The following is a 22946-nucleotide window of genomic DNA, read 5'->3' as shown; positions in this document are numbered from 1 at the left end:
CTTCGCTGCAGACAGAAAGGTGACGTGTGACCCCACCACACTCCGGTGGCCCGCGCCCGAGGCGCGCTTCCGCCGCCCGTGCCGCCCAACCGCGCGGTACCTCTCACCAACCACGGCAGCGTTACGACGCCGACCGCGTCGTTCCCGCGACCCGTTCACGGAATCCGCGCACCGGCAAGCCCTTCATGAGCCAGCAGAAGACGATGCGCCGTCGTGTACACGTCATCGCGGCTTTGCTGCTCGTGGTGATGCTGGCGTGGATGGGGCGCCTCGCGTGGGTCCAGATAGTGTGGGGACCTGACTTGGCGGCGAAGGCCGCTGCGCAGAGAACCCGCGTCTATGTCGATACGGCCGGGCGCGGCGAGATCCTCGCGCGCGACGGCCAGCGGTTGGCCTACACGATGCGCGCCCGATCCTTGACCGTGTCACCTACGCGCCTGCGAGATGAGCTCCGTGAACAGGAAGAGCAAAAGGCCGCCGGCGAGGCTCACTTTGAGTCGTTGGCACCCGATGCCAAAGAGGCTTTCCTCGACGACAAGGTGACAGAGCGGCTCACTGACATGTCGGAGGGCATCCCGAACAAACTGAAGGAAGCCGGCATCGATGCCGGGGACGTGGATTCGGAGCAAATCATGGACAAGCTCCGTGCCGATACTCAATATGAGGTCCTCGTGCGCAACGTCGATCCGGATGTCGCGGTGGCCATCTCCGAGGACTACCACGGTCTCGCCGCTGATGAGCAGCAGATCCGCCAGTACCCCAATGGTGCTATCGCAGAGAACGTCATCGGCAAGGTATCCATGGACGGCCAAGGCCAGTTCGGCTTTGAGGCCTCCGGCGATACCACACTGACGGGTATTGACGGCAGCTCCACCGAAGACGTTTCAGCCAGCGGTCAGGTCATTCCCGGTACCCTTCGCGATCAGGTGCCCACCACCGACGGCAAGAACGTCACGTTGACGCTCGATCTGGATCTGCAGACCTACGTTCAGCAGAAGCTGGAAAAGGCCAAGGCTAATTCGAAGGCAAAGAGCGCCGAGGCAGTCGTTCTGGATGCCGCCACGGGTCAGGTTCTGGCTATGGCGAATACCGGCACCATCGACCCGAACAAGGACATCGAAAAGCAGCTGGAGAAGGATAAGACCTTCGACAACCTCGCCGTATCCCACCCCTTTGAGCCGGGTTCGGTGGCAAAGATCATCACCGCCGCGGCAACCATTGAGGAGGGCCTCACCAACCCCGATGAGGTCCTCCAGGTTCCCGGCTCCATCGACATGGCTGGGGTGACTGTGAACGATGCCTGGCAGCACGGCGTCGAGCCTTATACTACGACGGGCATTTTTGGTAAGTCGTCGAATGTGGGAACGCTGATGTTGGCCGACCGCCTCGGCCAAGACAAATACGCTGACTACCTCAAGAAGTTCGGTCTCGGTCAGACCTCCGGAATTGAGCTGCCTAACGAGTCACCTGGCCTGGTGCCCGATCGTTCGCAGTGGTCCGGCGGTACCTTCGCTAACCTGCCCATCGGCCAGGGCCAGTCATGGACTGCCCTGCAACTGGCTTCTATTTACCAGACCCTCGCCAATGACGGTGAGCGCATTGAGCCGCGCATCATTGATTCGATCACCGCGCCTGACGGGACTAAGGAAGAACTAGAGAAGCCCGAGACCACCCGCGTGGTCAGTCCCGAAACCGCGCGCACTGTCGTGGACATGTTCCGTGCGGTCTTCCAGGAGGATCCGCAGGGCCTGAACAACGGTACAGCCGGCAACGCGCAGATCGAGGGCTATCAGCTCTCCGGCAAGACTGGTACCGCGCAAAAGGTCGACGAGGAGACGGGAGCATACTCGAACTCCAAGTACTGGATCACGTTCGCGGGCATCGCGCCTGCCGACGATCCCCGCTTTGTCGTCGCAGTCATGCTGGACGAGCCCGAATCCGGTGTCAACGACGATGGCTCCGGCGGCCAGTCTGCAGCGCCTGTGTTCAGTGATATCGCATCCTGGCTGCTTGATCGTGACAATATTCCGCCTTCCCCACCAGCACCGCACCTGACCTTGCGTGCCGAATAGATAGCTCCGGCCGCGAATAACCTACAGAGATAGAGAAGAGGACGCACCGTGACCAGCAGCATCAGCCTTGATCGTTTAGCAGAAATTTCTTCGGGCACCGTGATCGGGGATGCCTCGACCACCGTGGGCTCCTGCGGACTAAACTCTGCAACCCTGCCACCTGGTGGACTCTTCGCTGCGCTTCCGGGAACGCGCGTTCATGGCGCACGCTATGCCGCAGACACCGCAGCAGCCGCGATTCTGACCGACCCGGAAGGCCAACGCATCCTTGCCGAAGCGGGAGAAACACGCCCACTTCTCGTGGTCGAGGATATCCGCGCCATCCTCGGACACGTTTCCGCGGAGATCTATGGGCACCCCACTGAAAAGCTCACCATTCTTGGCGTGACGGGTACGTCCGGTAAAACTACGACGAGTTACCTGCTGGAAGCGGGGCTTTTGCACGCGGGCTTGTCGGTGGGCCTGATCGGCACCACGGGCACTCGCATTAACCGGGAGCCGGTGCCTACCTCGCTGACGACTCCAGAGGCCCCCACATTGCAAGAGCTCTTCGCCCGCATGGTGGACGAAGGGGTAACGCACGTGGTCATGGAGGTGTCCTCTCACGCGCTTTCCCTGGGCCGCGTCCAGGGAACGCGCTTTGCCGTTGGCGGATTCACTAACTTGAGCCAGGACCACCTCGACTTCCACCCTACGATGGAGGATTACTTCGAGGCGAAGGCCATGCTTTTCGACGGTCCCCAGGCCGCCTACCGCTCCGTTGTTTGTGTCGACGACGAGTGGGGGCGACGCATGGCGCAGCGCGCCGCGGCGCGTCCGGTCATGACAGTGTCCACGAGCGCGGAGGCCACCGAGGCGGACATCACCGCCCGCCAACTCAGCACTGAGGCCACCGGCGCACAGCAGGTGGAGCTGACGGTGTCCACCGGAGAGCACGCTGGTTCCTATGAATTCCGGCTGCCCATGCCGGGCACTTTCAACATCGCCAATGCGGCCTTGGCCACCGGCATGGCCGCAGCCAGTGGCATCGAGCCGCGCGTCTTCTTGGAAGGCGTAGAAAAGGTGGCGGTTCCGGGCCGCATGGAGCGCATCGACCGCGGCCAGCAGTTTGTCGCCGTGGTCGATTATGCGCACAAGCCAGCTGCGGTCGCCGCGGTCCTCGATACCCTGCGTGCGCAGCTGGAAGGCAGCAGCGGCCGGATCGGCATTGTCGTCGGCGCGGGAGGTGACCGCGATTCTTCCAAGCGCCCGCTCATGGGGGCGGCTGCTGCGAAGGGCGCCGATATGGTCGTGATCACCGATGACAACCCCCGCACCGAGGACCCAGCAGCTATCCGCGCGGCAGTGCTCGCGGGAGCGCGCGAAGCGAACCCGGAGGCCGATATCCGGGAGGTCGGCTCCCGTGCCAAAGCCATCGACGAGGTCGTGGCGTGGGCACAGCCGGGCGATGCCGTCATCGTCGTCGGCAAGGGCCACGAAGTAGGACAGCTGATTGGTGATACCGTCCACCACTTCGACGACCGCGAAGAGATGGCGCGTGCACTTGATGCCGCGATGACAGCGACTACCCTGAGTACCGAAGAATCCAAGGAGCAAGCATGATTGCGTTAAGCCTCGCTGAGATAGCTCAGATCACGGGCGGCCGCCTGGATAGCGTCGACGAGCCAGAGACCCCAGTGACCGGCTTTGTTGAGTTCGATTCTCGCAAGGTCACTCCGGGTGGACTCTTCGTGGCACTGCCCGGAGCCCGCGTCGATGGCCACGATTACGCCCACACCGCGGTGGAGAAGGGAGCCGTCGCCGTCTTGGCTGCCCGGCCGGTGGGTGTACCCGCCATCGTCGTGGAGCCGCGCGGACGCGTAGAAGGTGACGGAGCCAACGCCGATATCTATGCCAACGATGTCGATGGCTCCGCCGCCGCCGTCGTCGAGGCGTTGTCCGCGCTGGCCCGCGCAGTAACGCAGCGGCTGGCGACAGAGCAGGATTTGACCATCGTGGGAGTGACGGGATCGGCGGGCAAGACCTCGACCAAGGACCTCATCGCCACCATCTTCCGCGAGGTGGGGGAGACCGTCGCCCCGCCCGGCTCCTTCAACAATGAAATTGGGCTTCCGTATACGGCTCTGCGCTGTGATGAGCACACGCGCTACCTCGTGGCGGAGATGTCGGCCCGCGGTATCGGGCACATCCGCCACCTCACCGAAATCACCGCTCCGCGCGTCGGCGTGGTCCTTAACGTCGGCTCCGCGCACCTCGGCGAGTTTGGCTCGCGCGAGAATATCGCGCAGGCCAAGGGAGAGCTGGTGGAGGCTCTGCCGAGCGCGGAAGCGGGCGGTGTGGCCGTCCTCAACGCCGACGATCCTTTCGTCGCCGCAATGGCGACGCGCACGGGGGCCAAAGTGGTGTACTACTCCACGGATAACCGCCGCGGCGGCGCACCGGCGGCACAGTACTATGCCACCAACATCGAGCTCGATGACGTGGCCCGCCCCTCCTTTGTCCTCCACAGCCCCAACGCTGAGCCAGTTGCAGTGAAGCTGCAGGTATTTGGTTCCCACCAGGTGTCTAATGCACTGGCCGCGGCAGCCGCAGCCATCGAGCTGGGGGTATCGGCAGCCACGGTAGCGGCTGCGCTGTCTGGGCACCGCCTAGCCTCCGAGCACCGCATGGACGTGCGCACGCGCCGCGATGGCGTCACCATCATTGATGATTCCTACAACGCCAACCCGGATTCGATGCGCGCGGCGATTGCCGCCTTGGCCTATACCGCAGCAGCACGCCCCGATGCCCGCTCCATCGCGGTGCTTGGTGAGATGGGAGAGCTCGGCAGCGATGCCGAACAATCGCACCGCCAGCTCGGGGAGATATTGGCCAAATACCACGTGGAGCACCTCGTCGCGGTGGGGGAGAACCCCAACTGTCGGGCAATGACTGAGGCGGCTGCGCAGCAAGGTATAAATACAATGGTGTGCGCCGATGCCGCGGCTGCCGCTCGGGCGGTCGACGGCATTCTGCGCGCGGCCCCGGCAGGGGTCGATGATTGGGCTAGCCGTAGCGTTAAGGACGTGGTCTTGATTAAGGCCTCCAATGCCCAGCGCCTCTGGTTGGTCGCGGAGCAGCTGAACCACAGCTAGCCGCTAGAAAGGACTTCAAGCTCGTGACTCAGATCATCATCGCTGGTGCGGTTAGCTTCCTCGTGGCGATCTTTACCACCCCGGTTCTCATCCGATACTTTTCCGACTCCGGTCGCGGTCAAGAGATCCGCGAGGACGGACCCAAGTCCCACCTGCGGAAGCGGGGTACGCCGACGATGGGCGGCCTGGCTATTCTGGCCGGTATCTTGGTGGCTTATCTCGTGGTTGGTTTTTATGGAATGCTGACGGGCCACGGGGGGTTTACTGCTTCGGGTCTGCTCGTCCTCGGACTGACGCTGGGCTTGGGCGCGGTGGGATTTGCGGATGACTTCATCAAACTCTTCCGGAAGCGCAACCTAGGTCTCAACAAGACCGCGAAGCTGGTCAGCCAGCTGGTACTGGCCCTCCTCTTTGGCTTTCTTGTGCTGCGTTTCCCCAATGATGCGGGCCTGACTCCTGGCTCCACCAAGCTGTCGTTCATCCGCGATTTGAAAACTTTCGACTTTGCGGTTGGCGGCGTTGTGATCGGAACCATCGTGTTCTTGATCTTCATGTACTTCCTCATTGCGGCGTGGTCGAACGCGGTCAACCTCACCGACGGCCTCGACGGTCTTGCCGCAGGAGTGACGGCGATTGTCATGGGCTCCTACTCGTTGATGACTTTCTGGCAGTTCCGCTATTCCTGCGCCACCAACTTTGCGGCCGGCTGCTACCAGGTGCGCGATCCCCTCGATCTCGCCGTGCTCGCGGCGGCGGGCCTCGGTGCCTGCCTCGGCTTTTTATGGTGGAATGCCGCGCCCGCCAAGATCTTCATGGGAGACACCGGCTCCTTGGCGCTCGGCGGATTGGTTGCCGGCATTTCGGTCACCAGCCGTACCGAGCTTCTCATGGTGATTATCGGCGCCCTGTTCGTTATCGAGACGGTGTCCGTTGTCATTCAGATCGTGGTCTTCCATTCCACCGGCAAGCGCTTCTTCCGCATGGCCCCGATCCATCACCACTTTGAAAACGGCGGTTGGGCGGAGACTGCTGTGGTTGTCCGTTTCTGGTTGCTGGCCGCGATGGCGGCGATGGCCGGCGTGGCCATCTTCTACGGTGAATGGCTGACCTCCACAGGCATAGGTGTCGGCGCATGACGCGCCCCAACTTCCTCTCTGGCCGGGTCCTCATCGCCGGTGCCGGCGTTTCCGGCCGCGGCTGTGCTGCGGTCCTGGACCACCTAGGCGTGGACGTCACGGTGGCTGATGGAAACCCGGAATCCCGCGCTCGCCTCGCCGCCGAGCTCGACGTTGCCACCGTGGATACAGCAGCAGTAGATCTGTCGGATTACTCCCTCGTCGTGACCTCGCCGGGGTGGCGCCCGGATTCGCCGTTGCTCGCCGCCGCAGCGTCCCGCGGCCTTGAGGTCATCGGTGACGTGGAGCTGGCCTACCGCCTTGACCAGGCAGAGGCCTTTGGGGCCTCCCGCCGCTGGCTCGCGATCACAGGTACCAACGGCAAGACCACAACGACGGGGATGCTCGCTGCCATCATGGCCGCTGACGAGCAGCGATCCGGGCAGCGCGCGCAGGCCGTAGGAAATATCGGGGTCTCGTCTTTTGATGCCCTGGCCGCCGAGCCCCGCGTGGATATCCTCGTCGCGGAACTGTCCTCGTTCCAGCTGCACTGGGCCTCCCAGCTGCGCCCGGATGTGGGAGCGCTGCTCAACCTCGCCGATGACCACCTCGATTGGCACGGCTCCTTCGAGGCCTACGCGGCGGATAAGGCGAAGATCTTGCGCGGCACGCACGCCGTTTATGGAAAGGACGACGAGCACGTTCGAGCGCTTGCCGCCTCTCTATCCAGCGCCACCGCCTTTACCCACGCCGAGCCCGCCCCGGGCGAAGTCGGCGTGAGCGCCGGCAGCCTCGTGGTCAATGAGGTCGCCGGACTGCACGCGGCAGTGGTGGAGGATGTCACCACCATCCAGCCCGCAGGTCTTGCTGGGGTGCTGGATGCCGCTGCTGCCGCGGCGGTTGCCGCGCTTGCCGGCGCTCAGCCTGAGTCCATCGCGGAGGGCCTCGACGCCTACGTGGTGGCCGGGCACCGCGGTGAGGTTGTCCACCGTCATGGTGGCGTGACCTACATCGACAATTCCAAGGCGACGAATCCGCACGCCGCGGAGGTGGCCATGCGTGGTCTTGACTCCGTGGTGTGGGTCGCCGGTGGTCAGCTCAAAGGCGCAGATGTCTCGGACCTCCTGCGTACCCACGCTGCGCGGCTGAAGGCGGCGGTTCTGGTGGGCGTCGACAAGCACGTGCTGGCCCAGGCCCTCGTCAAGGCGGCACCCCACGTGCCTCTCGTCATCGTGGACAGTCATGACCCGCAGATCGCTATGGACCAGGCCGTGAGCGCCGCCGTGCAACACGCCGAAGCCGGCGATACCGTACTTTTGGCGCCCGCTGCGGCATCGTTGGACATGTACACCGGAATGAGCCAACGCGGCGACATGTTTGCCGCCGCTGCCCGCCGCCTCGCCCGCTAGCTAGGAGCACCCAGAAGCCGTGACTGCCACCAGCACCCAGAAGCCACACCGCACGCTGGGCCACCGCCTGCGTGATCTTCGCGAGCGCCTGCGCGCCTACCCGGGGCTTGACTACCTGATGCTGCGCATCGCGATCTTCTCGCTCATCGGCATCGGCGTACTCATGGCCTTCTCTTCGTCGATGGCGACGTCCCTGTCGGAGACCGATAGCCCGTGGTCGGCCGCTTTGCGCCAGTGCGTGTTGGTCGCCGCCGGCCTCATCGTGTTCTGGATAGGCCTCCGCATATCGCCGCGCACGTTGCGGGCGCTCGTACCGTGGTTCTTGGGGCTATCCATCCTGCTGCTTATCCTCGTGCTTGTGCCCGGTATCGGTACCGGCCGCGCGGAGGTCGGTTCACAGTCGTGGATCATGTTGCCGGGCGGTGTGGCCTTCCAGCCCTCTGAGTTCGCTCGCGTCGCCGTGGGTATGTATGGCGCCTCAGCGCTGGCGGATAAAACACATCGTTCGATGCGCTTGACGGATCCGTTCATGATGTATTCCATCATCGCCGGCATCATGTTCGTGCTCATCGTGGCCCAAGGTGACTTGGGCATGGGCGTATCCTTCGCTCTCATCGTGGTCTTCACCCTCGTATTCGCCGGCGTGAACTGGCGTGTGCCCGTCGTCGTCGGCGTCTTTGGCGCCATCGGCATGATCACTGTTTTCCTGGCGGGTGGATTCCGTTCGCACCGTTTCCACACTTACTTTGATGCGCTGCGCGGCAACATTGAGGACACACAAGGTACCGGTTTCCAGGCTTATCAGGGCTTTCTTTCGCTTGCCGACGGCGGCTTCTGGGGCGTTGGCCTCGGCCAATCACGCGCCAAGTGGTTCTACCTCCCAGAAGCCAAGAACGACTTCGTCTTCGCCATTATCGGTGAGGAGCTAGGCCTCTGGGGCGGTGCGCTCGTCATCGTGCTTTTCGCCGTGCTGGGCTACTTTGGGTTGCGTACCGCAACCCGCGCGCAGGACCAGTTCCAGTCCTTGCTGGCCGCCACGCTGTCGGTGGGTGTTGTCGTGCAGGCCTTCATCAACATCGGCTACGTCATCGGTGTGCTGCCGGTGACGGGTATTCAGCTCCCGATGATTTCTGCGGGTGGTACGGCTGCGGTCATCACCATCGGCTCGATGGGCCTGCTGTGCAATGTGGCACGCCACGAGCCGCTGCAGGTGTCCGCGATGCAGAACTTTGGACGTCCGCTCTTTGACCGTATCTTCTTCATCCCAGAGCCGACCCCGCCCAACGAGCGGCGCGGCGGGGCGCACCGTGCCCCGCGCGAGCGCGCAGATGCTCGGCGTTCCCAGCGCCCATACCGCGAGCGCTCCCAACGCCACGTGGAACGCAGCCGTGAGGAACGTTTCGGGCGTGCGGTGACGGGGCGCTCTCAGCGGTCGCAGGCGCCGCGCGTGGAGGGGCGGCGGGAGTATCGGCGCGGCGAGCGCCGGTAGCGCAGTGCGGCGCTGGTAGCGTGTAGTGCATGAATGACACGCCGATTTCCGTCGTCATAGCAGGTGGCGGCACCGCCGGACACATTGAGCCCGCGCTTGCGGTGGGGGAGGAGCTACGCCAACGCCACGGGGCGCGGGTGACCGCCTTGGGGACGCCGCGGGGTCTGGAAAGCGACATCGTGCCGGCGCGCGGTGTCGATCTCCGCATGATCACTCCGGTCCCTGTTCCGCGAAAGATCAACGTTGACGCGGTGAAGCTGCCTTGGCGGATTCTCAAGTCCGTTCGGGAAACTCGCGCGGTGCTTAAGGACGTCGGGGCCAACGCTGTGTTTGGCACCGGTGGTTACGTTGCGGCGCCGGCTTACCTGGCGGCGAAGTCCTTGGGCATTCCGTTCTTCGTTCTCGAGACGAATGCTTTGGCCGGTATAGCTAATAAGCTGGGCGTGCGTCTTGGCGGCACGGGAATCAATGCCCAAGAGGGATCTGGCATGCCTGGCGAGGTCCTAGGAATTCCGGTACGCCCGGGCTTGGGCGAGGACCCGGATGGTGCGAAGGCCGCTGCTGCGCGCCAGAACTGGAACCTGGATGAAGGCCGCCCGACCATCGTGGTTACCGGCGGTTCGCAGGGAGCGGTGAGCATTAACACCGCCGTCGCCGGAGCGCTCGAGGACCTGTGCCGAGACTTCCAGGTGCTGCATGCCTACGGCAAAAAGAACACGGTGCCGACTGAGCACGAGCACTACACGGCCGTGCCCTATATCGATGACATGGCCGGCGCGCTTGCCGTTGCTGATGTGATGGTCTGCCGCTCCGGCGCGATGACCGTGGCTGAGGTGTCTGCGGCCGGCCTGCCCGCTATCTATGTGCCACTGCCGCACGGCAACGGCGAGCAAGCGTTGAACTCCCGGGCTCTGGTGGAAGCGGGAGCCGCGGTCCAGATACCGGACGCGGAGCTTACTCCGGGGCGCCTTGTCGCCGAAGTTCGCGCTATCCTTGACCATCCCGACGCCCTTTCGGCCATGCGTGCCGCTGCTGACGCCAGCACCGCCGGCGATGCCGCCGCGGTGATCGCTGACCGAATCGCGCACCGCGTCGCCGCCGATACCCGCGGCTAGGCGCACAGTACAGGTTTATTAAAGAAGGAAATTTTCACCATGACTGATACCCCCGCCACCACGGACCTGTCCCGCGTCCACTTCGTCGGCATCGGCGGTTCCGGAATGTCCGGCCTCGCGCGCATCCTGGTTAGCCGTGGCGCGGTCGTCACCGGCTCGGACGTTAAGAAGTCGACGGCCGTTGACGTCCTCCGCGCGATGGGTGCGCACGTCGCCGTCGGCCACGCGGCTGAGAACCTCGATCTGGCCGGGGACAAGCCTACGGTGGTCGTCACCTCCTTCGCCGCCATCCCACAGGACAACCCGGAGCTGGTGGCGGCACGGGAAGCCGGGATTCCGGTGATCCGTCGCTCGGACCTGCTGGCTGAGCTCATGGAAGGCCACCGTCAGGTGCTGCTCGCCGGCACGCACGGAAAGACCTCGACGACCTCTATGGCGGTCACCGCGCTCCAGCAGGCGGGGATGGATCCTTCCTTCGCCATCGGCGGGCAACTCAACCGAGCTGGGACCAACGCGCACGGCGGCACTGGCGACGCCTTCGTGGCAGAAGCCGACGAATCCGATGCCTCCCTCCTGCGCTACAGCCCCTTCGTGGCAGTCATCACCAACATCGAGCCTGATCACCTCGACTATTTCGGCACGGCAGAGAGCTACTATCGGGTCTTTGATGATTTCGCCGACCGCGTGGTTGAGGGCGGCTACCTCGTCGTGTGCCTCGAGGATGAGCATGCGGCCGCCACGGGTGAGCGGGCGGCTCAGCGCGGGATTCAGGTGCTGGGCTACGGCACGCGCAGCGAGGTAGCCGCGGATTCTTCCGTGCCGCTGGCAGCGGAGATCCTAGAAGAAACCGTCTCCGCCGCCGGCGCGCACGTCCGCGTTCGCCTGACCTTGCCGGGTCAGGCGCCACAGGAGCTGTCCTATGACCTGCATGTCCCAGGCCATCACATGGTGCTCAACTCGGCGGCGGCCCTGCTGGCCGGTGCGCTGGCTGGCGGAGACCCGGCGGAACTGGCTGCAGGCTTGACCGACTTTACGGGTGTGCGCCGCCGCTTCGAGTACCGCGGCAGCGCCCAGGGGATCCGCGTCTTCGATGACTATGCCCACCATCCCACGGAGGTGTCTGCGGTGCTCACCGCAGCGCGCGCGAAGGCGGACGCCGAGGGCGAGGGTGCGCGCGTGATCGCTTGCTTCCAGCCGCACCTGTACTCCCGGACCATGGAGTTTGACGCCGAGTTTGCTCAGGCCTTGGCGCTTGCCGACGCCGCCGTCGTCCTCGACATCTACGGCGCCCGCGAGAAGCCGGTAGAAGGAATTACCTCCCGCATTATCACCGACAAGATGCCCGAAGACATGCCGGTCATTTTCGAGCCTGATTTCTCTGAGGCTGCCGGCGACGTCATTTCCCTGGCGCAGCCCGGAGATATCGTCCTCACCATCGGCGCGGGAACGATTACCTACGTGGCGGGTGAAATTTTGTCGGCGCTAGAGAATGCGAGCGGCGCGGAGGAACCGAAGGAACCGAATGTCTAAAAAGACTGGGGCGCTCGCGCTAGGTGCGGTGCTTCTCGTAGTGGCGGTTGCTGCCGCGGCGGTGTGGCTTTTTCCCATCCTGAAGGTGACATCCTTCGAGGTCGTGGGAAATGATCACGTCGCGGCAGAAGAGGTCGAGCAGGCCAGTGGCGTCGTGAAGGGCTCTAATTTGGTGCGGCTGGATGCGCGCGAAGCTGCGCACGGTGTGGCCTCCCTGCCGTGGGTAGAAAGCGCGACGGTGTCGCGGGCCTTCCCGTCAACCGTCCAAATCGAACTTGTCGAGCACGAGGCGGTAGCTTACGTGCGGGAGGGCGATAGGACGATTTTGGTGGACAACAACGGCAAGGAATTCGCGGAGGACGAAGCACCACCCGAGGCCGTGGAGCTGACGGGGCACACCGACTCCGGTTCGCCTGAGATGCAGGGGGCTGTCGACGCCGTCGCTGCGCTCCCCGCGCCGATTCGGGAGAAGGTCTCGACCCTCGAGATCAAGGACCGGTATTCGCTGACCTTCCGAACGGAGGATGACAAAACCATCTTTTGGGGTGCGTCGGAGGACAACGCGAACAAGGCCATTGCTTTCGAAGATGTGCTCAAGCTCGAGGGCGAATCCTGGAACATTTCTAACCCGTCGCTGGTGACTCGCCGCTAAGCGCGTCGCGAGTGGGGCGGGTGGGACGCCTGTTAAGAAAACCGCATGTCAGCAACCCTAAAGTAGAGGTTGAGGGTACCGACACGCGGCAAAATGTGCGCCGAAATTACCCCGTTGTCGTTAAAGATGGATGTAACCGCCTCTCAGAAAAAAGGGGCGCCTCCTCGTTTACATTAAAACCTTATTCGAAAGGCAAGAGACCCTCGTATGATCTCATCTAGCAACAACCTCGCGGACATCAAGGTCGTCGGCGTCGGCGGCGGCGGTGTCAACGCTGTCAACCGCATGATCGAAGAAGGGCTCAAGGGAGTCCAGTTCGTGGCGATCAACACCGATTCCCAGGCGCTGATTTTCTCCGATGCGGATACCAAGCTCGACATCGGTCGCGAGGCCACCCGCGGCCTCGGCGCGGGTGCCAACCCGGAGGTAGGTAAGACCTCCGCGGAGGACCACAAGACCGAAATCGAAGACGCCCTCCAGGGCTCCGACATGGTCTTTGTGACGGCTGGCGAGGGCGGCGGAACCGGTACCGGCGCCGCTCCGGTGGTCGCCTCCATCGCGAAGAAGATGGGCGCTTTGACCGTCGGTGTCGTTACCCGCCCGTTCAAGTTCGAGGGCGCGCGCCGCACCCGTCAGGCCATGGCCGGCATTGAGGAGTTGCGCGAGGTCTGCGATACCCTCATCGTTATCCCGAATGATCGCCTCATGCAGCTGGGCGGCGAGGAGCTGTCCATCGTCGAAGCCTTCCGCGCCGCCGACGAAGTTCTGCACAACGGTGTGCAGGGTATTACCAACCTCATCACCATCCCGGGCATGATCAACGTCGACTTTGCGGACGTTCGCTCCGTCATGTCCGACGCCGGCTCCGCCCTCATGGGCATCGGCTTCGCCCGCGGCGATAACCGCGCGCTCAACGCCGCCGAGCAGGCCATTAACTCCCCGCTGCTGGAGTCGACCATGGAGGGTGCCAAGGGCGTTCTGCTGTCTATCGCCGGTGGCTCCGACTTGGGCCTTCACGAAGTCAACGCCGCTGCCTCCATGGTGGAGGAGCGCGCCGACGAGGACGCCAACATCATCTTCGGCACCATCATCGATGACAACCTCGGTGACGAAGTCCGCGTCACCATCATTGCGACCGGCTTCGATGCCCAGGCCAACATGACCTCCCAGCCGGCACAGCCTGGCCAGACGCAGCAGCATGGTGCGGAGGCTACCCCGGCTGCACGCCCGGGTTCCCTCTTCGAGAACCGCGCTGAGGCACAGCCTGAGAGCCCCGCCGCGCCCCGCACCGAGGCCCCGCGCGAGGAGTACACCCGCGCCGAACCGCAGCGCGCTGACTCCCAGCGCATTGAGCGTGAAGAGTACGCCCCGCGTCACTCCTACGAGCGCGAGCAGCCGGCAGAGCCGGCCCCGTCGAGCGGACTATTTACCACCTCGGATCGCTTCCGCGGTGAGGACTACCGCCGCGGCGGCGATGATGAGTACCGTCTCTCGCGCCCCACGGAGCGTCGTGGCCGTGACTTCGACGATGACGGCGATGACGATCTCGACGTGCCATCCTTCATGCGCTAGTTCCAGCCAGCTACTCTGGAGTGCATGCCAGTAAACGAGGAAGCACACGCAGCACGACGCCCCGTCCGCATGGTTTTTACAAGCCGTGCCGGCGGGGCGTCGTCGTCGCCTTATGACTCTTTTAACCTCGGCGATCACGTTGGCGATGACCCCGCCGCAGTGGCCGCCAATCGCGAGCGGCTCCGCCGAGCCACGGGCTTAGAGGACATCGTGTGGATGGAACAGCTCCACACCAACACCGTGACGGTGGTGGGGGCCGAGCGCCGCGGCGTCGAGGAGCCCGTGCCGGCCACCGATGCCGTGGTAACCAACGAAAAGCGCTTGGGCCTAGGCGTTCTCGTGGCGGACTGCACGCCGGTGCTGCTTGTCGACGTCTCCGCGGGCGTCATCGGCGCCGCCCACGCCGGGCGCCTTGGCGCGCGCAACGGAATCGTCCGCAATACCGTCGATACCATGGTTGAGTTAGGGGCCCGCCCCGCCTCGATTCAGGTGCTCATGGGGCCGGCCGCTTCTGGGCGGAACTATGAGGTGCCGGAGGCGATGGCGGATGACGTCGAGAAGCATCTGCCCGGCTCCAAGACCCGCACGTCGTCGGGTACCTGGGGCGTCGACGTGCGCGCTGGGCTGATTCGTCAATTGATGGAGATGGGGGTTACGGCTATCGAATCGGACCCGCGCTGCACGATTGAGGACACAGATTTCTTTTCTTATCGCCGCGAGGGCGTCACCGGACGCCAAGCCGGCGTGATTTGGTTGGAGGATTAATGACGAACAACGATACTGTGCGCCGTGAAGAGCTGAGGGCTGGCCTGGAGAGCACCCGCGCTGCTATTCACCGTTTCGCTGAGGCCGCTGGCCGCCCCGCCCCGCAGCTGCTGCCGGTGACGAAGTTTCACCCGGCCGAAGACATCGCGCTGCTAGCGGAGTTGGGGATCACAGATGTGGCGGAAAATCGCGAGCAGGAAGCGCGTGCCAAGGCGGAGGCCCTGTCCGAGATGCGTTTCCACATGATTGGCCAGGTTCAGACCAAGAAGGCGAACCACGTGGCCCGATGGGCGCATAGTGTTCACTCGCTCGATTCAGAAAAACTTGCCAGAGCACTCGACCGCGGCGTGGCTCTTGCCCAGGAACGCGGCCAGCGCGAGGACACGCTTCCGGTCTATATCCAGGTATCCGCCGACGGTGATACCGCGCGTGGCGGCTGCCCGCTAGAGGGTGTATCTGCTCTGGTGGATCTGGTCGAAGATCTGGAGAACCTGCAGCTGTGTGGCTTCATGGTGGTTCCACCGCTGGAGAGCGATCCGGCGGAGGTTTTCACCCAGGTGAGGGCATTGACGGATGAGGTGGCGGCCAAGCTTGGGCGAGACCTGAAAATGTCCGCCGGCATGAGCGCCGATATGGAGGCAGCGATTGCATCTGGAACGGATATCGTGCGTGTCGGAACCGGAATCATGGGAGCCCGCCCGCTAGGTTAATTGTCATTGTAAAACTGCATTACAAGACCGCAAATGAACAGAACACACTAGGTCAGAGGGAGACCCAGAATGTCACTGATTGATAGGACTAAAGAGTTCTTCGGGCTGGGCCCGATGGACATGGACGCCGACGATGCCTACTACGCCGACGAGCGCAGCTACAACGCACCGGCCTACGCACCTTCCTACGAAAAGCAGGAAGAGGAGTTTGTCCCGACCATCGTGGCTCTCTCCCTCGTCTCCTTTGATGATGCAGCAAAGGTTGGTGGCCCCTTCCGTGACGGTGACGCAGTGGTCTTCGAACTCACCGACGCCGACCGCGGCTCCGCCAAGCGCTTCGTGGACTTTGCCGCAGGCCTCTGCTTCGCGTTGGAAGGCCGCATGAAGAACCTGACCAAGGGCATGGACACCAGCCGCAAGGTTTTTGCCATTGTGCCGAAGGGTGCTGATATCTCCACCGTGGAGCTGGAGCGAGCAGCACACCTGCGCTAGAGACGTCAGGCTTTAACCGCTTCATCGTTATTCTCCTCCGTGTTGGCTTAAGGGAGGCGGAAGGCGATGGGGCGGTTTCGTCGTTTTCATCGTGGGGCCTTATCGGAGAGTCATTCTCGGCGGCGGTATGGCTGCCGCGGTGCTGTCTCTGTACGCCGAGGGCGAACCTTAGGGCAGGGGAGTACCGCTGGCGGGGGTGATTCCGATAGGCTCAGGCATTGTGAGTGCTTTAGGTTCAATTCTCCTCGTCGCCGTGAGTCTTTACTCGTGGGTTTTGTTGGCGCGCATCGTCATTGAAATGATCCAGTCTTTTTCGCGCCAATTCAACCCGCCCCGCTGGTTCATGATGGTTGCTGAGGTGCTTTTCGTGGTCACCGATCCGCCGGTCAAAGCGCTGCGAAAGGTGATTCCGCCGCTGCAATTGGGCGGCATCGCGCTCGATGTTTCCATCATTGTTTTGTTCCTGCTTTTGTCCGTTCTTTCGCAACTTATTGCGTGGCTATTTTTCGGTACCAACGGACTTGCGGTGTAACTAACGGGTGTATTAAACCCTCCTGTTAACGTTGAGACTCGTGCCAGCGTTAGATAATGTGTTGATTCGGATACAATGAGTTACCACAATCCGTATTATTAACCGCATATGTACCCGGCCTCTGGACCCTCTAGAGGTTTGACCGATTCGTAAGGGGAAGAGAAGTCAATGCCACTGTCACCAGCTGATGTACACAACGTCGCTTTCAGCAAGCCGCCAATTGGCAAGCGTGGCTACAACGAGGACGAGGTCGATCAGTTCCTCGATCTCGTTGAGGATGCTCTTGCTCAGCTGCAGGATGAGAACGATGATCTCCACGCCCAGGTTGAGGAGCTGAAGTCTCAGGCTCCGGCCGGCGCTGCCGGCGGTGCCGCTGCCGCTAAGGTCGACGAGGCCGCTGTGCGCAAGGACGTCGAATCCAAGCTTCGCGCTGAGTACGAGGCAAAGCTGGCTGACTCCAAGAACGAGATTGCCAAGGCCAAGGAAGAAACCAAGCGCGCCCAGGAACAGGCGAAGGCCGCTCAGGCGCAGGACAATTCCGCAGAGCTCAAGGCTGCTCGCGAGGAAGCTGCTGCTGCCAAGCGTGAGCTCGAGGCCTCCAAGAAGGAACTGGAGAGCACCAAGAAGGAGCTGGAGTCCGCAAAGAAGAACTCCGCAACCTCCACCACCGCATCTTCCGCTGCCGCCGTAGCAGGTGCAGGTGCTGCACAGTCCACTGCACAGGGCCTCGCTACCCCGGACACTCATATGCAGGCAGCCCGCGTTCTGGGCCTGGCGCAGGAGATGGCAGACCGCCTTACCAACGAGGCCAAGGCCGATTCCGAGTCCATGCTGGCGGAGGCCCGCACGGCCGCAGAGAAGCAGCTTGCCGACGCTGACTCTCACTCCAAGGCCCAGCTTGCTGACGCCCAGAAGCGCTACGACGCGCAGCTGCAGGAAGCCGATACCCGCTCCAAGAAGCTGGTGGCTGACGCCGAAAACAAGGCAAAGCAGACTGAGGCCGACGCTACGTCCCGCGCGGAGGCACAGATTCGCCAGGCTGAGGAGAAGGCAGCTGCCCTGCAGGCAGATGCTGAGAAGAAGCACACCGAGGTCATGAACACGGTCAAGCAGCAGCAGACCGCTCTGGAGGCCCGCATCTCCGAGCTGCGCACCTTCGAGCGCGAGTACCGTACCCGCCTCAAGACGCTGCTGCAGTCCCAGCTTGAGGAGTTGGAGTCCCGCGGCACCGCTGCCCCCAACGGTGAGGCCGGAAAGTCCAACGATTAATCTCTGAATGAGCGGCGTCCCTGCGGGGGCGCCGTTATTCTTTTCTGTAGGTATACGTCCGTAGGTATACATTCTTTGTAAGCACAGAGCTCTTCGTCATTGGTGGGAAAGGAGAACGCACATGCTCATCGGCGCATTGCTTCTGGCCTTTGTTGCTTTCTTGGCGTTCGTGAACTACATCCTCACCGCTGCTGAGTGGTCCTTGTACGTGCTCTTCGCTTCCGCCGGGGTGGGCATTGTTCTGTTCATCGCAGACACCGTGATTAAACTCCGCCGCAAGCACGACGAGTAGCTCGGTCTCGCCGAAAATCTGTAATGCGCGCAGCTAAGGCACGACGAGTAGCCCTCGGCCCAGTGGTAATTCTGGGTGGAGGGCTACTTTTGTGAAGCCGCTAGTCGTCTCGTTCCGCGGGGTTTGTGAATATCCCGGGTGGCGCTTGCAGCGGCGTGGGCGGCGGAGGAGGGCCGTTCGTTCTTTTCGCTTTACCCCTGATCCGAGCCATGCGGCCGCGACCCGGCGGCGCATTCGGATCGTCCTGGTTCACCCCATTGTGATACGGGCAGAGCATCACCAAGTTTTCCTGGTTGGTGTACCCGCCGTTCTTCCACGCGATGAGGTGATGAACTTGACATTCATCGGCCGGCTTCAGGCAGTCATCCCAAGCACAGACTGGGAACTCGGCCATGGCCATGATGCGTTGCTTGATGCTGGCGGAGCGCTCCTCGTAGTAGAGGTTGACCGGCCCGTGATAGGGATGGAAAAGAGTCGCGAGCGCGCCGTCTTTATCGATCTCACCGGCGATGACCTTGTTGAGGTACTCCGCGCCGGTCATCGTGGCGCCATTGGTCATCTGGAGGGTGATTTCTTCGCCGTCACCGTCGAGAATTTTCGTCATTGCATCCAGCGGCACAAGGATATTGGTCTGCAAGCCGCGGCGCGGAGCAGCGCCTGTGAAGAAGGCCTCGCGGATGGACTCGAGGGGGCGTGCTGGGTCGACGGCGTCGTTAAGCTCTGCAATCAGTTGCGAGGGGCCCGTGATCGCCATCGTCCACGGTGCATTGCGGCGGCGGTAGACAGTCACGCCCTCCTTCGGCGTGGGGAGAACCGCGTGCTCCTTGAGCTTCTTTTTCGCCAGTGCCTCCATGGCGAGGGTGTCAGCGCTCGTTCGGCAGAGCTCTAGGCGTAGTTTCCAGCCCAACGCTTGTGTTTTGGCTTTGCGGGCATAGCGGTCGATGACCTCCAAGGTAGGCAAAGAATGCTTGCGTTGGCGCGCTGCCTTCACGGCGTCGCGTTGCATCCGCGTCATGGCGGTCTTGCCAAAGAAGCTCGTATGCAGCCGCACCAACTCCGCGGCGGTTTTGTCTGGGGAACCGGCGGCGATGAGGTCTGCTTCAGACATGCCTTCGCACTCGGCGACGACATCGATGCCGGCCCCGAGTGCGTTAAGGAAATTCTGCAGTGCGCTCATGACAGTGGAGCTTAAAACACCTTATGACCTGCTCGCATTAGAAAAAATGTTCCTGTGGAAAACCTTATCCCGGGTGCCTCTTTTATGTACTGGCGTTTCTATTTTGGGGCTTTCGGGAACCTGCGCCTGTGAAAACTTGACCGCCTCGCTATACTTTTAGACGTATGCAGTGAGCCGGCTATCACCGGGGAGCATTCCGGAAGAACGTGCTTCGCGCTTAGCAGAGCATTATTAGAACCGGGCGGGTAGGGACCGTCATCTCCTTCACATCAACGAAGCGGGGCGCCTCGGCGCCCAAGCGGGGTGGTACCGCGAGCCGTAAGGCGCGTCCCCGCCACAGCGAACGAGTGAAGGAATTTTTAGATGAGTAGCAACCCCGCGAACGTCGGCAATGTTTATCCCAAAGTTGATATGACTGCTGGGTCTTCCCGTTTCCCCGATATGGAGCAGGAAGTCCAGAAGTACTGGAAGGCCGACGACACCTTTAAAGCCAGCCTCGAGCAAACCGAGGGCTGCCCCGAGTACGTCTTTTATGATGGCCCTCCCTTTGCCAACGGTCTGCCGCACTACGGCCACCTGCTGACCGGTTACGTCAAGGACATCGTCCCGCGCTACCGCACTATGGCCGGCAACCACGTTCCGCGCGTCTTCGGCTGGGACACCCACGGCCTGCCAGCGGAGCTGGAGGCAGAAAAGCAGCTCGGCATCACCGACAAGGCCCAGATCGAGGAGATGGGCCTGGAGAAGTTCAACGAGTACTGCGCCAAGTCCGTCCTCGAGTACACCGATGAGTGGGAAGAGTACGTCAACCGCCAGGCTCGCTGGGTGGACTTTGAAAACGGTTACAAGACCATGGACTTGAACTACATGGAGTCCGTGATGTGGGCGTTTAAGGAGCTCTATGACAAGGGCCTGATCTACCAGGGCTTCAGGGTTCTGCCGTACTCCTGGGCTGAGCACACCTCGCTGTCGAACCAGGAGACGCGCCTGGATGATTCTTACAAGATGCGCCAGGATCCGACCCTGACGGTGACCTTCCCGGTAGCGGGCGCTGTGGAGGGAAGCGCGGCGGAGAAGACGTTGGCGGATAACGCCGAGCTTGCCGACGCCTCCTTCCTCGCCTGGACCACCACCCCGTGGACCCTGCCGTCCAACCTGGCTTTGGCGGTCCACCCGGAGGTCGACTACGTCCTGTTCAAGGCCACCGAGGGCGACTTTGCTGGCCGCACCTTCATCATGGCCGAAGCGCTCACCGGCACCCTGGCCAAGGAGCTGGGTGAGGCGGAAGTTCTCAAAACGTTCAAGGGCGCTGAGCTCGAGGGCTTTAAGTACCAGCCCATCTTCGATTTCTTCCCGGATGTCGAGAATGCCTACCAGCTGCTGCTCGCAGATTACGTCACCACTGAGGACGGTACCGGTGTGGTCCACCAGGCTCCGGCCTTCGGTGAGGACGATATGCTCACCTGCCAGAAGTACGGTGTGGGCCTGGTCATTCCGGTGGATGAGGATGGCAAGTTCACCTCGCAGGTGCCACCTTACGAGGGCCAGCTGGTCTTCGACGCTAACAAGGGCATCATCAAGGACCTGAAGGAAGCTGGCCGCGTGGTGCGCCACGTGACCATCGAGCACTCCTACCCGCACTCCTGGCGCTCCGGCGAACCGCTCATCTACATGGCGCTGCCTGCATGGTTCGTCAAGGTGACCGAGTTCCGCGACCGCATGGTGGAGCTCAACCACAACGAGATCGAGTGGCTGCCGGAGCACATCCGTGACGGCCAGTTCGGCAAGTGGCTGGAGGGCGCTCGCGATTGGAACATCTCTCGTACCCGCTACTGGGGCGCTCCGATCCCGGCGTGGATCTCCGATGACCCGGAGTACCCGCGCGTGGATGTCTACGGCTCCCTGGATGAGCTGGAGCGTGACTTTGGCGTGCGCCCGACCAGCCTGCACCGCCCGCACATCGATGAACTGACTCGCCCGAACCCGGATGATCCGACGGGCAAGTCCACGATGCGCCGCGTGCCGGACGTGTTGGACTGCTGGTTTGAGTCCGGCTCGATGCCGTTTGCGCAGAAGCATTACCCGTTTGAGAACAAGGAGTGGTTTGAGACCCACTCGCCGTCTGATTTCATCGTGGAGTACTCCGGTCAGACCCGCGGCTGGTTCTACGTCATGCATGCGCTGTCCACCGCGCTCTTTGACCGCCCGGCCTACAAGAAGGTTGTGGCCCACGGCATCGTTCTGGGCAATGACGGCCTGAAGATGTCCAAGTCCAAGGGCAATTACCCGAACGTTAACGAGGTCTTTGACCGCGATGGTTCGGATGCCATGCGCTGGTTCCTCATGTCCTCGCCGATCTTGCGCGGTGGCAACCTCATCGTCACCGAACAGGGCATCCGTGAGGGCGTGCGCCAGGCTATCCTGCCGATCTGGAATGCCTACACCTTCCTGCAGCTTTACGCTTCCCAGGACGCGAAGTTCGATGTCAGCTCCACTAACGTGCTGGACCGCTACATCTTGGCCAAGACGCATGACTTGGTAAAGAACACGAATGATGCGTTGGCGAATACCGATATTGCTACGGCAACCGAGGAGGTTCGCCTCTTCGCGGATGCCTTGACTAACTGGTACGTGCGCCGCTCCCGCGACCGTTTCTGGGAGGGCGAGGAGACCCACGCAGAGGCTTTCAACACCCTCTACACGGTGCTGGAGACCGTCTCCCGCGTGGTGGCTCCGCTGCTACCGCACGTGGCTGAGGTCATCTACCGCGGCCTGACCGGTGAGCGTTCCGTGCACTTGGCTTCCTACCCGAAGGCTGAGGACTACCCGGCTGACGCGAACCTGGTGGCCGCTATGGATGCCACCCGCGCGGTGGCTTCGGCGGCGTCGTCTGTGCGCAAGTCCAATAAGCTGCGTAACCGCCTGCCGCTGCCGAAGCTGACGGTGGCGATGCCGGATTCGGCTCGCTTGGCCGACTTCAAGGACATCATCCGCGATGAGGTCAACGTCAAGGACGTTGAGCTGACCGATGATGTCGATGAGGTCGGCACCTTCGAAGTAGTCTGCAACGCCAAGGTGGCGGGCCCTCGCTTGGGCAAGGACGTACAGCGCGCCATCAAGAACCTGAAGGCGGGCAACTACGAGCGCGACGGCGAGGAGGTTATCGTCGACGGCGATATCCGCCTGACCCCGGACGAGTACACGGAACGTCTCAAGGCGGCGAACCCGGAGTCCACGGCGCGCGTGGACGGCGTGGATGGCCTAGTGGTGTTGGATACCAACGTCACCGAAGAGCTGGAGGCTGAGGGCTGGGCCGCGGATGTCATCCGCGGCCTGCAGGATGCCCGCAAGGCCGAGGACTTCGTGGTCACCGACCGCATCACCGTGGCCCTGTCTGTCCCCGCGGAGAAGGAAGAGTGGGCCAACCGCCACCGCGAGCACATCGCGGCAGAGGTACTCGCCGTCGACTTCACCGTGACGACCCAGCCTCTCGAGGCTGGTGCCGACAAGAACGTCCACGACGTTCTCAAGGGCGTGACCGCCACGGTGGCTAAGGCCTAAGACGGCAACAGCGACGTTAACGGTCGCAGAAAAAGCTCCGCCTCCCGGATCCGGGAGGCG

Annotated in this window: 18 protein-coding genes; 17 read left to right on the top strand and 1 reads right to left on the bottom strand. The window is 62.7% G+C overall.

Annotation, left to right across the window (positions count from 1 at the left end):
* Positions 1–203 precede the first annotated feature (203 nt).
* The 16 genes from HMPREF3009_RS11875 (at position 204) to HMPREF3009_RS13590 (ending at position 18148) form a co-directional block, all read left to right on the top strand.
* Positions 204–2072, top strand: coding sequence for a peptidoglycan D,D-transpeptidase FtsI family protein (locus HMPREF3009_RS11875; protein ID WP_070682168.1), 1869 nt, complete (start codon positions 204–206; stop codon positions 2070–2072).
* A 48-nt stretch (positions 2073–2120) separates the two neighbouring features.
* Entirely contained in the window at positions 2121–3674 is a 1554-nt protein-coding gene (locus HMPREF3009_RS11870) for a UDP-N-acetylmuramoyl-L-alanyl-D-glutamate--2,6-diaminopimelate ligase (protein ID WP_070682132.1), read from the top strand.
* Positions 3671–5206: a UDP-N-acetylmuramoyl-tripeptide--D-alanyl-D-alanine ligase gene (murF, locus tag HMPREF3009_RS11865; protein ID WP_049155250.1), complete on the top strand. Its 1536-nt coding sequence runs from the start codon at positions 3671–3673 to the stop codon at positions 5204–5206. The genes HMPREF3009_RS11870 and murF overlap by 4 nt, the downstream gene beginning before the upstream one ends.
* A 23-nt stretch (positions 5207–5229) precedes the next feature.
* A complete protein-coding gene (gene mraY / locus HMPREF3009_RS11860; RefSeq protein ID WP_049155252.1) occupies positions 5230–6342 on the top strand; it encodes a phospho-N-acetylmuramoyl-pentapeptide-transferase in 1113 nt (370 codons plus the stop codon).
* The gene (gene murD, locus HMPREF3009_RS11855; protein WP_070682131.1) at positions 6339–7730 is read left to right on the top strand and encodes a UDP-N-acetylmuramoyl-L-alanine--D-glutamate ligase; all 1392 of its coding nucleotides are present in this window, start codon (positions 6339–6341) and stop codon (positions 7728–7730) included. Before mraY ends, murD begins: the two co-directional genes overlap by 4 nt.
* A 19-nt stretch (positions 7731–7749) precedes the next feature.
* Positions 7750–9219 carry an FtsW/RodA/SpoVE family cell cycle protein gene (locus HMPREF3009_RS11850; RefSeq protein ID WP_049155255.1) on the top strand — a complete coding sequence of 490 codons (1470 nt, stop codon included), beginning with the start codon at positions 7750–7752 and terminating at the stop codon, positions 9217–9219.
* 29 nt (positions 9220–9248) lie between these two features.
* A complete protein-coding gene (murG, locus tag HMPREF3009_RS11845) occupies positions 9249–10334 on the top strand; it encodes an undecaprenyldiphospho-muramoylpentapeptide beta-N-acetylglucosaminyltransferase (protein WP_070682128.1) in 1086 nt (361 codons plus the stop codon).
* Positions 10335–10373: 39 nt separating this feature from the next.
* Entirely contained in the window at positions 10374–11864 is a 1491-nt protein-coding gene (murC, locus tag HMPREF3009_RS11840; RefSeq protein ID WP_070515748.1) for a UDP-N-acetylmuramate--L-alanine ligase, read from the top strand.
* Positions 11857–12516, top strand: a complete 660-nt coding sequence (locus tag HMPREF3009_RS11835; RefSeq protein ID WP_083312748.1) for a cell division protein FtsQ/DivIB — start codon at positions 11857–11859, stop codon at positions 12514–12516. The genes murC and HMPREF3009_RS11835 overlap by 8 nt, the downstream gene beginning before the upstream one ends.
* 207 nt (positions 12517–12723) lie before the next feature.
* Positions 12724–14088, top strand: coding sequence for a cell division protein FtsZ (gene ftsZ / locus HMPREF3009_RS11830; protein WP_046647972.1), 1365 nt, complete (start codon positions 12724–12726; stop codon positions 14086–14088).
* A gap of 24 nt (positions 14089–14112) precedes the next feature.
* Positions 14113–14853 (top strand): peptidoglycan editing factor PgeF, encoded by a 741-nt coding sequence (pgeF, locus tag HMPREF3009_RS11825; protein WP_046647973.1) that lies wholly within the window; start codon positions 14113–14115, stop codon positions 14851–14853.
* The gene (locus tag HMPREF3009_RS11820) at positions 14853–15563 is read left to right on the top strand and encodes a YggS family pyridoxal phosphate-dependent enzyme (protein WP_070515741.1); all 711 of its coding nucleotides are present in this window, start codon (positions 14853–14855) and stop codon (positions 15561–15563) included. The genes pgeF and HMPREF3009_RS11820 overlap by 1 nt, the downstream gene beginning before the upstream one ends.
* A gap of 69 nt (positions 15564–15632) precedes the next feature.
* On the top strand, positions 15633–16055 hold the full coding sequence (locus HMPREF3009_RS11815; protein ID WP_046647975.1) for a cell division protein SepF: 423 nt from the start codon (positions 15633–15635) through the stop codon (positions 16053–16055).
* 220 nt (positions 16056–16275) lie between these two features.
* Positions 16276–16587, top strand: a complete 312-nt coding sequence (locus HMPREF3009_RS11810; RefSeq protein WP_046647976.1) for a YggT family protein — start codon at positions 16276–16278, stop codon at positions 16585–16587.
* 168 nt (positions 16588–16755) lie between these two features.
* Positions 16756–17856 carry a DivIVA domain-containing protein gene (locus HMPREF3009_RS11805; RefSeq protein ID WP_070515739.1) on the top strand — a complete coding sequence of 367 codons (1101 nt, stop codon included), beginning with the start codon at positions 16756–16758 and terminating at the stop codon, positions 17854–17856.
* A gap of 121 nt (positions 17857–17977) precedes the next feature.
* A complete protein-coding gene (locus HMPREF3009_RS13590; RefSeq protein ID WP_046647978.1) occupies positions 17978–18148 on the top strand; it encodes a hypothetical protein in 171 nt (56 codons plus the stop codon).
* A 100-nt stretch (positions 18149–18248) separates the two neighbouring features.
* Here HMPREF3009_RS13590 and HMPREF3009_RS11800 read toward each other — a convergent pair whose 3' ends face one another.
* On the bottom strand, positions 18249–19325 hold the full coding sequence (locus HMPREF3009_RS11800) for an HNH endonuclease signature motif containing protein (RefSeq protein WP_070682122.1): 1077 nt from the start codon (positions 19323–19325) through the stop codon (positions 18249–18251).
* Between the two features lie 363 nt (positions 19326–19688).
* On the opposite strand from HMPREF3009_RS11800, the gene ileS reads away from it, so the two are divergent.
* Complete coding sequence (gene ileS / locus HMPREF3009_RS11795) at positions 19689–22886, top strand: isoleucine--tRNA ligase (protein WP_070682119.1); 3198 nt, start codon at positions 19689–19691, stop codon at positions 22884–22886.
* The last annotated feature ends 60 nt before the right edge of the window (positions 22887–22946 follow it).

It is taken from the genome of Corynebacterium sp. HMSC034H07 (assembly GCF_001815175.1).
GTDB lineage: Bacteria > Actinomycetota > Actinomycetes > Mycobacteriales > Mycobacteriaceae > Corynebacterium > Corynebacterium hiratae.
This window is presented reverse-complemented; position numbering and strand designations above follow the sequence as displayed.

Coding starts and splice junctions, on each gene's coding strand:
- ileS (WP_070682119.1), top strand. CDS start 19,689: ATGAGTAGCAACCCCGCGAACGTCGGCAATGTTTATCCCAAAGTTGAT.
- HMPREF3009_RS11835 (WP_083312748.1), top strand. CDS start 11,857: ATGTCTAAAAAGACTGGGGCGCTCGCGCTAGGTGCGGTGCTTCTCGTA.
- murC (WP_070515748.1), top strand. CDS start 10,374: ATGACTGATACCCCCGCCACCACGGACCTGTCCCGCGTCCACTTCGTC.
- HMPREF3009_RS11875 (WP_070682168.1), top strand. CDS start 204: ATGCGCCGTCGTGTACACGTCATCGCGGCTTTGCTGCTCGTGGTGATG.
- HMPREF3009_RS11800 (WP_070682122.1), bottom strand. CDS start 19,325: ATGAGCGCACTGCAGAATTTCCTTAACGCACTCGGGGCCGGCATCGAT.
- HMPREF3009_RS11820 (WP_070515741.1), top strand. CDS start 14,853: ATGACGAACAACGATACTGTGCGCCGTGAAGAGCTGAGGGCTGGCCTG.
- pgeF (WP_046647973.1), top strand. CDS start 14,113: ATGCCAGTAAACGAGGAAGCACACGCAGCACGACGCCCCGTCCGCATG.
- HMPREF3009_RS13590 (WP_046647978.1), top strand. CDS start 17,978: ATGCTCATCGGCGCATTGCTTCTGGCCTTTGTTGCTTTCTTGGCGTTC.
- murG (WP_070682128.1), top strand. CDS start 9,249: ATGAATGACACGCCGATTTCCGTCGTCATAGCAGGTGGCGGCACCGCC.
- HMPREF3009_RS11815 (WP_046647975.1), top strand. CDS start 15,633: ATGTCACTGATTGATAGGACTAAAGAGTTCTTCGGGCTGGGCCCGATG.
- murF (WP_049155250.1), top strand. CDS start 3,671: ATGATTGCGTTAAGCCTCGCTGAGATAGCTCAGATCACGGGCGGCCGC.
- murD (WP_070682131.1), top strand. CDS start 6,339: ATGACGCGCCCCAACTTCCTCTCTGGCCGGGTCCTCATCGCCGGTGCC.
- HMPREF3009_RS11805 (WP_070515739.1), top strand. CDS start 16,756: ATGCCACTGTCACCAGCTGATGTACACAACGTCGCTTTCAGCAAGCCG.
- ftsZ (WP_046647972.1), top strand. CDS start 12,724: ATGATCTCATCTAGCAACAACCTCGCGGACATCAAGGTCGTCGGCGTC.